Genomic DNA, 10760 nt, shown 5'->3' with positions numbered 1-10760 from the left:
GGCGACGTCGCCGGCGGTGGCCAGCCCGCCTGCGGCGATCACCGGCAGCCGCACGGCGCCGGTCACCTGGGCGACGAGGTCGGTCAGCGGCACCGGCGCAGGCAACCGCTCCGGTGTGAACGTGCCCGAATGCCCGCCGGCGACCGAGGCCTGCAGTGCGAGCATGTCCGCGCCTGCCGCGGCGGCGGACTCGGCCTCGGGGACCGACGTGACCGTCTGCACGACCGTCGTGCCCGCCTTCTGCAGCGCGCGGATCACGTCGGCGCCGGGCAGGCCGAACGTGAAGCTGACGACGGGCACCGGGTCGGCCAGCAGCAGGTCGACCTTGGCGCCGAACGCGTCATCGTCGTCGACGGGATCAGCGGGCAGGTGGAGACCGAACCGGTCCGCCTCGCGCTGCACCGCGTGCGCGTACCGGCGGTAGGCGTCCCGTTCGATCGGGACCGGGTTGGGTGCGAAGAGGTTGACGCCGAACGCGACCGACGCATCCCGTACCGCGGCCATCTCGGCCCGCACGGTGTCCGGCGTCTTGTAGCCGGCCGCCAGCAGCCCGAGGGCGCCGGCGCGCGCCGCGGCGACCACCATGGCCGGACTCGTCGGGCCGCCTGCCATGGGGGCGGCGAGCACCGGGAGGGTGACGCCGAGATCGGTCAAGGGGTTGGTCACCGGGTCCTCCTCGGTTCGGACTGTGCCTCACAGAACGCACGCGGTGCCATCCGGAAGTCCCGGCCGTCAGAAGTAGACGACCATCAACTGTGCCACGAACACCTTGATGATCATCGACACCGGGAACAGCACGGCGTACCCGACCGCCACGCGTTGATCAGGCATCTTCGACATGGCATACGCATACGGTGCGGGGTTCAGCTGGGATCCGGTCAGCCCGCCGAGTGCTCGCGCCGTGCCGAATTTCAGCACGGTGCGCAGCCCGATCACGCAGATCAGCGCATGGGCCGCGGAGACCGCGAGGGCCAGCACGACGAGCTGGACGCCCTCGGCGGCCAGCGCGGTCACCAGGCCGCCGCCCGCGCCGGTGCCGACGGCGACCAGAAACACCAACAGCGAGAACTGATTCAGCGTGTTGGACACGTTGCCCGGCAGCGTCCAGACGACCGGTCCGGTGCGGCCGAACGCACCCAGCACGACGCCGACCAGCAGCGGCGCGGTGGCAGTGCCCAGCACCAGGCTCCCGCCGCCGGGCAGTGGAAGCTCCACCAGTGCCAGCACCAGCCCGATCGTCAGGCCGACGCCGAGCCCGATCGGGTTGATGTCGCCCGCCGCCCGTTCGGAGTCGCCGAGGTCCTTGGTGATTTCGGCCATCCGGGCGCGGGGCGCGGTCACCCGGAGCCGGTCGCCGTTCTGCAGCACCAGGTCGGGGGTGGCGACGATGTCGGTGTCGCCCCGGCGGACCCGGCTCACGACAGCGTCGAAGCGCTCCTCCAGTCCCAGCTGGCGCAGCTCCCGGCCCACGTACTTCGGTGCGGACAGGGTGATGCGGCGGAAGTCGATCTCGCTGCGGTCCAGCCACGGCTCGGATTGCGCGAGCCGGCCCAGGTCCTTGATCAGCCGCTGGACCTGGTCGTCGGTCGCGGTGACGGTCAGCAGGTCACCGGCGGCCAACCGTTCGTCGTCGTGCGCGACGCCGGTCTTCCCGTTGCGGGTCAGGCGGGACACCACCGCGTGGTAGTCGGTCTCCAGACCCCGCACGTCCAGACCGGGGTCGCCGAGCAGCTCCACGGTCTGCACCACGATCGGAGGTACCTTCGCGCGGTCCTCGGCGTTCGGTGTGCGGCGTCCCGCGGACATCAGATACGAACAGGCCAGGATCGTCAGGCACACCGTGATGGGATAGGCCACCGCATAGCCGATGGCCGGTTCGGGTGGGACGGTGTCGCCGACGGCGAGCTGCTGCTGCACGGCGCCGAGCGCGGGCGTTGCGGTTCCGGCCCCGGCGAATGCACCGGCGACCGTCCCGATGTCCAGGCCGAACGCCCAGCCCAGGCCCAGCGCGGTGGCGGCCATCGCCATGATGGCGAGCACCGACACCACCACCTGCTTCCAGCCGGTGCGGATCGCGCTGACGAACGACGGGCCTGCGGCCAGGCCCACCATGTAGCAGAACACGCACAGCGACAGGCTGGTGACGATCGGCGGCAGCGCGACGTCGGGTTCGATCGCGGCCAGCGCCAGCGCCACGAACAGGGCCCCGGCGGGGCCGAATGCGACCGGTCCGAAGCGGATGCGGCCGAACAGACTCCCGACGCCGAGGCAGAAGAACAGCGTGAGCAGAGGATTTTCGACGAACCACTGCATGAGCCGCAGCCTAATCCCAGGCGTGGCCGGCCACGCTCGATCAGCGAAGTCCGTATCGAAAATTCGCCCGGTTCAAGCAATTCCGCGGGCACACGCATCCCGGGCAACCGCTTCCGTGTGCAAAGAGTTTCGAGCGCCGACGGAGCGGTCGCGGCGCCGGCGGGCGCCGGCGCCGCCTGGGGTCAGCTGCAGACCGCGCCGACGGCCGCCGAGCCGACGAGCTTGGTGTACTTGGCCAGCACGCCGGTGGTGTAGCGCGGCGGCAACGGCTCGAATCCCGCCTTGCGCGACTCGAATTCGTCCTCGTCGACCAGGATGTCGAGGGTGCCGTTGGCGACGTCGAGGCGGATCCGGTCACCGTCGCGCACGAACGCGATCGGTCCGCCGTCGACGGCCTCGGGCGCGATGTGACCGACGCACAGGCCGGTGGTGCCGCCGGAGAAGCGTCCGTCGGTCATCAGCAGCACGTCCTTGCCCAGGCCCGCGCCCTTGATGGCGCCGGTGATCGCGAGCATCTCGCGCATGCCGGGGCCACCCTTGGGGCCCTCGTAGCGGATCACGACGACGTCACCGTGGGTGATGGTGCCGTCCTCCAAGGCGTCCAGGGCTGCCCGCTCCCGCTCGAAAACCCTTGCGGTGCCTTCGAACACGTCGGAGTCGAAGCCCGCGGACTTCACCACCGCGCCCTCGGGCGCCAGCGAGCCGTGCAGGATGGTGATGCCGCCGGTCGGGTGGATCGGGTTGTTCATCGCGCGCAGCACCTTGCCGTCAGGGTCCGGCGGCTCGATGTGGGCCAGGTTCTCGGCCATGGTCAGGCCGGTGACGGTGAGGCAATCCCCGTGCAGCAGACCGGCGTCCAGCAGCGCCTTCATCACGACGGGCACCCCGCCGATCTCGTCGACGTGCTTCATCACGTGCCGGCCGAACGGCTTCACGTCGGCCAGGTGCGGCACCCGCCGCCCGATGCGGGTGAAGTCCTCCAGGCCCAGCTTCACGTTGGCTTCCCAGGCGATGGCCAGCAGGTGCAGCACCGCGTTGGTGGAGCCGCCGAACGCCATCACCACGGCGATCGCGTTCTCGAACGCCTCCTTGGTCAGGATGTCGCGGGCGGTGATGCCGCGGCGCAGCATCTCCACCACCGCCTCACCGGACCTGCGCGCAAACTCGTCGCGCCGCCGGTCGATGGCCACCGGTGATGCGCTGCCGGGCAACGACATTCCGAGTGCCTCGGCGGCCGAGGCCATCGTGTTGGCGGTGTACATGCCGCCGCACGCGCCCTCGCCGGGACAGATCGCGCGCTCGATGATGTCGACGTCCTCCCGCGACATCAGCCCACGCGCGCACGCGCCGACCGCTTCGAAGGCGTCGATGATCGTGACTTCCTTCTCGGTGCCGTCGGTGAGTTTGGCCGTGCCCGGCATGATCGATCCGTTGTAGAAGAACACCGACGCGAGATCCAGGCGGGCCGCGGCCATCAGCATGCCGGGGATCGACTTGTCGCAGCCGGCCAGCAGCACCGTGCCGTCGAGCCGCTCGGCCTGCACCACGGTCTCGACGCTGTCGGCGATCACCTCGCGGGAGACCAGCGAGAAGTGCATACCCTCGTGGCCCATCGAGATGCCGTCGGACACCGAGATGGTGCCGAACTCCAGCGGATAGCCGCCGGCCTCGTGCACGCCGCTCTTGACCGCCTGCGCCAGCCGCTGCAGCGACATGTTGCACGGGGTGATCTCGTTCCACGACGAGCCGACGCCGATCTGCGGTTTGACCCAGTCCTCGTCGCCCATCCCGACCGCCCTGAGCATGCCGCGGGCGGCGGTCTTCTCCAGGCCGTCGGTGACGTCGCGGCTACGGGGCTTGATGTCGATACCGGCATCCGTGGGATCTGAGGGCATGCGGAGATTATGCGCCTGGCGTTTCCCCCGGCCAAACCACTGTAGATACCCCCATGGGGTACTAGTACCCTGGGCGCATGACGACGTTGACGGCGCGCGTGTTCGCCTGCCTGGCCGCGCTGGTGCTGTTGGCCGGCTGCGGGGGCGGTGACGCCCCCGGCGAGGCCGCCGGCGGCCCGGACGAACCCGAGGCGCCGCTGATCACCGGCGAGCCGGCCGGGTTCAACGAGGCCGACATCGCGTTCGCCACCGACATGGTGCCGCATCATGCCCAGGCCATCGACCTGTCCAGGACGGCGACGGAGCGCTCGGCGAACCCGGAAGTGGTGAGGCTGGCCGAGCAGATCGTGGCCGTCGCGCAGCCCGAGCTCAACATCCTCAATGTGTTCCTGGTGCAGTGGAACGAGAACGTGCGGTGGAACGAGAACCCCGAGAACGGCACAAGCGCCGACGGCCCGGACGGGCCCGTCGCGGACGAGGACCGGCCGGGAACGGTCGACGACGCCACCATCGCGCGGCTCGGGTCGCTGAGCGGGCCGGAGTTCGACAGACTGTGGCTGCAGTCGATGATCGGCCAGAACCGCGGGGCGATCGAGATCGCGAACGCGGAGATCGCCGACGGCACCAACGTCGACGCCATCTCCATCGCCAGGACGATCGTCGCCGGCCAGCAGGCGCAGATCGCGAAGATGACGCAGATTCTGGAGGGAATGCCGTGAGCGAGAGCGCACCCCAGCCGATTCCGGCCGACGCCGGCGCCCACGGCTACTCGGCGCAGAAGGAGAACTACGCCAAGCGGCTGCGCCGCATCGAGGGCCAGGTGCGCGGCATCGCGAAGATGATCGACGAGGACAAGTACTGCATCGACGTCCTGACCCAGATCAGCGCCGTCAACAGCGCGCTGCAGTCGGTGGCGCTGGGCCTGCTCGACGAACACCTCGGCCACTGCGTCAGCCACGCGGTCGCCGCGGGCGGCGAGGAGGCTGACGCGAAGCTCGCCGAGGCCTCGGCCGCGATAGCCCGCCTCGTCCGCTCCTAGGTCTGGTCCCGCGGCGGGTCGGCGCCGCCGCGTAGGAGTTCGTCGGGATGGTGGACCCGGTTGACCCGCGGTGGCGAGGTGCCGTCGGTCCAGCCGAGTCGCCCTTGCGCGGTGACGGCGGCCCTCCAGTGACCGTCGGTGAGCAGTTTGTGGTCCGGTCCGCACGCGAAGTACAGAGCGTCGGCGTCGGTGCGGCCGTCCGGGTACCAGCCGGGAGCATGGTGGACCTCGCAGTGGTACCCGCGTGCGGTGCAGTCCGGGCGCGTACAGCCCCCGTCGCGGGTGTAGCAGATGATCCGCTGATCCGTCGTCGCGATCCGGGTCTGGCGTCCCAGGTAGAGCGGGCGGCCGGTGTGGTCGTCGAACACGGCGAGGTAGTGGATGGCGTCGGCGGCCATCCGGATCAGGTCGCGCATGGGAAGCGCGGTGTCACCTCCGGTGCGGGCCGGCGCGGGCATCGAGACGTCCGGATCGCCGACGGCGTGGGCGGCCTGGTCGAGCTCGGCGAGCGTGGTGCGCACGATCACCGTCACCGGATGTCCGCGGTGGGAGCCCAGCGCGCCGGAGGCGAAACCGGCTTTGAGGCCGAGCTTGATGCCGTCGTGGCACCGCTGCGCCGGGGTCCGGTCATCCGCGACCGGCTCCACCGCGCCGTCGGGTCGGCCGTCGGGTAGATGGCGACCGGGCCGGACGGCGGCCGCGGCGGCTTCGATGTAGGCGCGCGTCTCCGGGTCGACGTGACCGCTGAGCTTCGACATCCCGTCGGTGCCCTGCGGGCCCAGCGTGATCCCACGGCGCCGGGCCCGGTCGTGTTCGTCGTAGTGGCCGTCGGGGTTGAACAACGCGTCGATCCCGCGGCCGAGTTCGGCGACGAAATCGGCGTCGTGGGTGGCGGATTCGCGGACCAGGGCGGCTTCGACGTCGTCGCGGTCGGTGGCCGAGGTGCACGACGGGAGTTTGTCGATCACCGCGGTGATCTTCCGCAGATGATCCTCGCCGAGCGTGCCGGAAGCCAACGCGTCCGCGACGACGGGCAGCGCGGGCGGCAACGCAGGGCCGGTCAGTTGCCGGCGCGGGCAGAGCCTGGCCGCTAGCGCGAACCGGCGGGTGACCTCGCGGACGGGGATACGCAGCCGCGCCGCGAGACGTTGCTTGACGGCGGGGACCATGGCAGCTTCGTCCGGCGGGTCGGCGATCTGGCCGAAAACTCGGTACATCAGCGCACGGTTGAGGCGCTGCTGCGTCTCCAGCCTTTCCGCCATCTGCATGCGGTAGCCGTTGCCGACCAGGTCGCTGGGCAGCTCGCCCATCTCGCGGTAGGCGGCCTCGACGTGATCGAGCAGCACGCTCCATCGCCGCCGTGCCGCGTCACCCGAGAGGAAGTCACCCACACCTCGACGGTATCGAACTAACGTTCGAATGAAGTGTCGGGAAGCGCAGCCTGTGGATGAAATCCGGACTGGGGATAACGTGCCGCCCCGCCGCGCCGGCTAGTGGCCGAGGGCGTCCTCGATGCGCTGCACCTTCGCAGTCAGCTGCCCGGTGAAGCCGGGCCGGATGTCGGCCTTGAGCACCAGGCTGACCCGCGGAGACACCGCGGCCACGGCCTCGACGGCCTGTTTCACCACGGCCATCACCTCGTCCCACTCGCCCTCGATGTTGGTGAACATCGCGTTGGTCTCGTTCGGCAGCCCGGAAGCGCGCACGATCCGGACCGCTTCGGCGACGGCGGCGCTGACCCCGCCGGTCTCGTCGCCGCTGGAGGGGCTGATGCTGAAGGCCACGATCATGCGCTCCAGTGTCCGCGACGGCGGGTGCGCGGCGTAACGCTGGGGCCGATATGACCGATCATCAGAGCAGGTCAAGGCCCTCTGTGTCGAGGGTGCCGGGGTCCCGCGGACGCGTTCGCCAGCGGAAACGATGTCGGCGCTGTGCCACACTGGGATGAGTCGCTGGACTTGGAGGTAATGCATGCGGCAGCGAAACAGGAGCCGGGTTCACGCCCTGTTCATGGCAGTCGGCGTGACCGCGGGGCTGACGCTCGGCGCACCATCGGCGCTGGCACAGCCCGCCCCGGCGCCGGTCCCGCCCCCACCGCCACCGGCGAACACGTTCGGGTTCCCGGACCAGCCCGCGACGGTCACCCCACCTGCGGGGTCGTCCACCACCACCGCGACCGAGGCGACCACGGTCGATCCGCTGGCGGTCATCCCCGGCACCCCGCTGCCCATTCCGGAGGGCACCCCCGCCGGGCAGAACCCGAACCCGTTCGTCGGCCAGCCGCCGTTCATCCCGCCGACGTTCAATCCGGTCAACGGATCGATCGTCGGCGCGGCCAAGCCGATCTACATCAACTTCCAGCGGCCCATCGCCAACCGGCAGATGGCCCAGGACGCGGTGCACATCTCGTCGAACCCGCCGGTGCCCGGCCGGTTCTACTGGGTCAGCGACACCCAGCTGCGCTGGCGTCCGCAGGACTTCTGGCCGGTCGGCACCGTGGTCTCCATCGACGCGGCGGGCACCAAGTCCACGTTCACCGTCCCTGAACAGCTGACCGCGACGATCGACAACGACACCAAGCAGATGGAGGTCCATCGCAACGGTGTCCTGGAGAAGACCTTCCCGGTCTCGATGGGCAAACCGGGCTACGACACCAAGAACGGCACCTACTACGTGCTGGAGAAGTTCGCCGACATCGTGATGGACTCCTCGACTTACGGTGTCCCCGTCGACGACCCGTCGGGCGAGGGCTACAAGCTCAAGGTCAAGGACGCGGTGCGCATCGACAACAGCGGCATCTTCGTCCACAGCGCACCCTGGTCGGTCGGTGACCAGGGGGAGCGCAACGTCAGCCACGGCTGCATCAACCTCGGCCCCGAGGACGCCAAGTGGTTCTACGACAACTTCGGCAGCGGCGACGCGGTGGTCATCAAGAACACCGATGGTCCGATGTACACCCAGCCCGACGGTGGGTCGGATTGGCAGATGTTCTGACCGGTTAGGCCCGCGCCGCACACACCTCGTGCCACCATGAGCTCAGGCCGGCGGCGGCCCGGCCGTCGGTGCTGGAGCCCGGGGGTGGGCCATGCCCGACAAGGCGGACCGCAGGACGGTGGCGCGCACGGCCGCGGTACTCGCGCTGACGCTGCTGACCGTCGTCGCGCTGCGCGGCTACCTGCCCGACCACTCCGGCGACCCGCCGCCCGACGAATCCCGCCCGGCGGGTCCGGGCAGCCTGGTGGCGGTGACCGCGCTGCTGGCTGTCTCGATCGTGGTGATCGCGATCGCCGTCCTCACCCAGGCGTCCCAGCGTTCGGCCCGCCCGTCCCCCGGGCCGGGGCTGCGCCCGTCGCGGAAACTCGGCTTCTCGCTGCGCCGGCCGCTGCTGATCGCCGCCGCGGCGCTGGCGGTCTGGGCTCTGCTGATCCTGCTGCTGATGCGGTGGGGGACCCCGGTGGTGATCGAGGATCCGCCCCAAGCCGATCCGCCGGCAGGCGCCGGTGCGGGCGCCACTGATCCCGGGACGACGCCAACCCGGCCTGAGACGCCCGACGACCAGGGCGGTGGCGGTGCGTTCGCCGCGCTGGCCGGCACGGCGATCGCGCTGTTCGTGCTGGCGATCGTGGCGACATTCGCGTCCCGCAGGCGCGTACCCGAAACCCTGTCGCCGCCTGGTGCCGCCCCGGCCGAGCAGGCCCGGGCCGAGGTCCCCGATCTTGCCCGCGCCGCCGAACTCGGGCTGGCCGAGATGGACGATCCCCGCCGCGACCCGCGGCAGGCGATCATCGCCTGCTACCTCGCGATGGAACGGGAGCTGGAGAAGTCGCCGGGCACCACACCGCGGGAATCCGACACCCCGACCGAGGTGCTGGCCCGCGCGATCGAGACCCGCGCGCTGGCGGCCGACAGCGCCACCGAACTCGTCGAGTTGTTCGAGGAGGCCCGGTTCAGCTCGCACGTGATGGGCGAGGGCCACCGCACGGACGCGGTCCGCGCGCTGCAACAGGTGCAGCGTCAACTGGGAGCCACGGCATGACGAAAATCGTTGCCGCGGGGGTGTTCCTGATCCTGGTCGTGCAGACCTTCGCGCTGACCCAGCTCGAACGGGACCTCGTGCTCGCGGTGACCGGTGTGGCGCTGGCGTGCGTGCTGCTGGCGGTGCGGTCGCACGTGAGCCTCGGCCGGGACGAAGAGGCCGAGGCGGTGAACGACCCTGCGGCCGCGGCGATGCAGCGCTGGCTGTCGCGTACCGAGACGCTGATCTCCTGGTCGGAATCTTCGCGCGCGGACTGGGACCGCAGGCTGCGCCCGATGCTCGCCCGCCAGTTCGAACTCGCCGCCGGACACCGGAAAGTCAGGGACCCCAATGCCTTCCATGTGAGCGGGCAGATGCTGTTCGGTGCCGAGCTGTGGTCGTGGGTCGACCCGGAGAACGTCTCCGCGACCGGCCACGCGGAGCCGGGGCCGGGCCGGCGCACCCTCGACCAGATCCTGCAGCGGCTGGAGCGGCTGTGAGCACACCGGCGGTGACCACCGCCCGCTGCGGGTCGGTGCTCGACGAGATCGGCCGCGCCGTCGTCGGCAAGCGCGCCGCGCTGAACCTGATCCTGATCACCGTGCTCGCCCGCGGACACGTGCTGCTCGAAGACCTGCCCGGACTGGGAAAGACGTTGATCGCCAAGTCCTTCGCCGCCGCGCTGGGGCTGGAGTTCACCCGCGTGCAGTTCACCCCCGACCTGCTGCCCGCCGACCTGCTGGGCTCGACGATCTACGACATGCAGTCGGGCCGTTTCGAGTTCCGCCGCGGCCCGATCTTCACCAATCTGCTTCTGGGCGACGAGATCAACCGGACACCGCCCAAGACGCAGGCGGCACTGCTGGAAGCGATGGCCGAGCGGCAGGTCAGCATCGACGGGGTGACCCACCGGCTGCCGGAGCCGTTCCTGGTGCTGGCCACCGACAACCCGATCGAGTACGAGGGCACCTATCCGCTGCCCGAGGCGCAGCTGGACCGGTTCGCGATCCGGCTGGAACTGAAATACCTGACGGAGGCGGAGGAGACCACGATGCTGCGCCGCCGGCTGGACCGCGGGTCGGTGCCGGTGACGGTGCAACAGGTGGTCGATGCCCCCGATCTGCTGGCCATGCAGGAGTCGGTGGAACAGGTCGGCGTGCACGACGACGTGCTGCACTACGTGGTCTCGCTGGCGACGGCCAGCCGACAGCACCCGCAGGTGGCGGTCGGCGCCAGCCCGCGCGCCGAGCTGGATCTGGTGCAGCTCGCGCGGGCGCGCGCGCTGCTGCTCGGCCGCGACTTCGTCGTCCCCGAGGACGTCAAGGCGCTGGCTGTGCCCGCGCTGGCGCACCGCATCAGCCTGCGCCCCGAGATGTGGGTGCGCAGGGTGCAGGGCGCCGACGTGGTGGACGACCTGCTGCGCCGCACCCCCGTGCCCCGCGCCAGAGGCGCAGTGTGACCGTCGTCGAATTACGTTGGCGGCCGGCGCCTCTGGCCC

At 70.5% G+C, this 10760-nt stretch carries 11 protein-coding genes; 6 read left to right on the top strand and 5 right to left on the bottom strand.

All coding sequences use genetic code 11. The features are described 5' to 3' along the window. The 3 genes from MVA01S_RS25950 to ilvD all read right to left on the bottom strand — a co-directional run. Positions 1 to 666, bottom strand: a 666-nt coding sequence (locus MVA01S_RS25950; protein ID WP_174538994.1) for a nitronate monooxygenase, incomplete at its 3' end; no start/stop codon positions are given. A gap of 66 nt (positions 667 to 732) precedes the next feature. Beyond that, entirely contained in the window at positions 733 to 2313 is a 1581-nt protein-coding gene (locus tag MVA01S_RS25945) for an aspartate:alanine exchanger family transporter (RefSeq protein WP_060941748.1), read from the bottom strand. Between the two features lie 182 nt (positions 2314 to 2495). Next, a complete protein-coding gene (gene ilvD / locus MVA01S_RS25940) occupies positions 2496 to 4208 on the bottom strand; it encodes a dihydroxy-acid dehydratase (RefSeq protein WP_060941747.1) in 1713 nt (570 codons plus the stop codon). 77 nt (positions 4209 to 4285) lie between these two features. Between ilvD and MVA01S_RS25935 the strand changes: the two genes are divergently transcribed. Together MVA01S_RS25935 and ricR are read left to right on the top strand one after the other, a co-directional pair. After that, the gene (locus tag MVA01S_RS25935) at positions 4286 to 4927 is read left to right on the top strand and encodes a DUF305 domain-containing protein (RefSeq protein ID WP_040541435.1); all 642 of its coding nucleotides are present in this window, start codon (positions 4286 to 4288) and stop codon (positions 4925 to 4927) included. Beyond that, complete coding sequence (ricR, locus tag MVA01S_RS25930) at positions 4924 to 5247, top strand: copper-sensing transcriptional repressor RicR (RefSeq protein WP_003930812.1); 324 nt, start codon at positions 4924 to 4926, stop codon at positions 5245 to 5247. The genes MVA01S_RS25935 and ricR overlap by 4 nt, the downstream gene beginning before the upstream one ends. On the opposite strand, the gene MVA01S_RS25925 is transcribed toward ricR, so the two are convergent. Both MVA01S_RS25925 and MVA01S_RS25920 read right to left on the bottom strand, forming a co-directional pair. After that, on the bottom strand, positions 5244 to 6638 hold the full coding sequence (locus MVA01S_RS25925) for a 13E12 repeat family protein (RefSeq protein ID WP_040541436.1): 1395 nt from the start codon (positions 6636 to 6638) through the stop codon (positions 5244 to 5246). The genes ricR and MVA01S_RS25925 overlap by 4 nt on opposite strands. Positions 6639 to 6737: 99 nt before the next feature. Beyond that, on the bottom strand, positions 6738 to 7037 hold the full coding sequence (locus MVA01S_RS25920; protein WP_003930814.1) for a thiamine-binding protein: 300 nt from the start codon (positions 7035 to 7037) through the stop codon (positions 6738 to 6740). A gap of 181 nt (positions 7038 to 7218) precedes the next feature. Here MVA01S_RS25920 and MVA01S_RS25915 point away from each other — a divergent pair, with 181 nt between their 5' ends. From MVA01S_RS25915 to MVA01S_RS25900, 4 genes are all read left to right on the top strand, one after another. Continuing rightward, positions 7219 to 8241 carry a L,D-transpeptidase gene (locus MVA01S_RS25915; RefSeq protein ID WP_003930815.1) on the top strand — a complete coding sequence of 341 codons (1023 nt, stop codon included), beginning with the start codon at positions 7219 to 7221 and terminating at the stop codon, positions 8239 to 8241. Positions 8242 to 8332: 91 nt separating this feature from the next. Beyond that, a complete protein-coding gene (locus tag MVA01S_RS25910; protein WP_003930816.1) occupies positions 8333 to 9283 on the top strand; it encodes a DUF4129 domain-containing protein in 951 nt (316 codons plus the stop codon). Further along, positions 9280 to 9762: a hypothetical protein gene (locus tag MVA01S_RS25905; RefSeq protein WP_040541438.1), complete on the top strand. Its 483-nt coding sequence runs from the start codon at positions 9280 to 9282 to the stop codon at positions 9760 to 9762. Before MVA01S_RS25910 ends, MVA01S_RS25905 begins: the two co-directional genes overlap by 4 nt. Then, the gene (locus MVA01S_RS25900) at positions 9759 to 10721 is read left to right on the top strand and encodes an AAA family ATPase (RefSeq protein WP_003930818.1); all 963 of its coding nucleotides are present in this window, start codon (positions 9759 to 9761) and stop codon (positions 10719 to 10721) included. Before MVA01S_RS25905 ends, MVA01S_RS25900 begins: the two co-directional genes overlap by 4 nt. Positions 10722 to 10760 lie beyond the last annotated feature (39 nt).

The organism is Mycolicibacterium vaccae NBRC 14118 = CIP 105934, assembly GCF_001552715.1.
Taxonomy (GTDB): domain Bacteria; phylum Actinomycetota; class Actinomycetes; order Mycobacteriales; family Mycobacteriaceae; genus Mycobacterium; species Mycobacterium vaccae.
The sequence above is the reverse complement of the archived record's forward strand: the minus strand, read 5'-3'. Positions and strand labels throughout refer to the sequence as shown.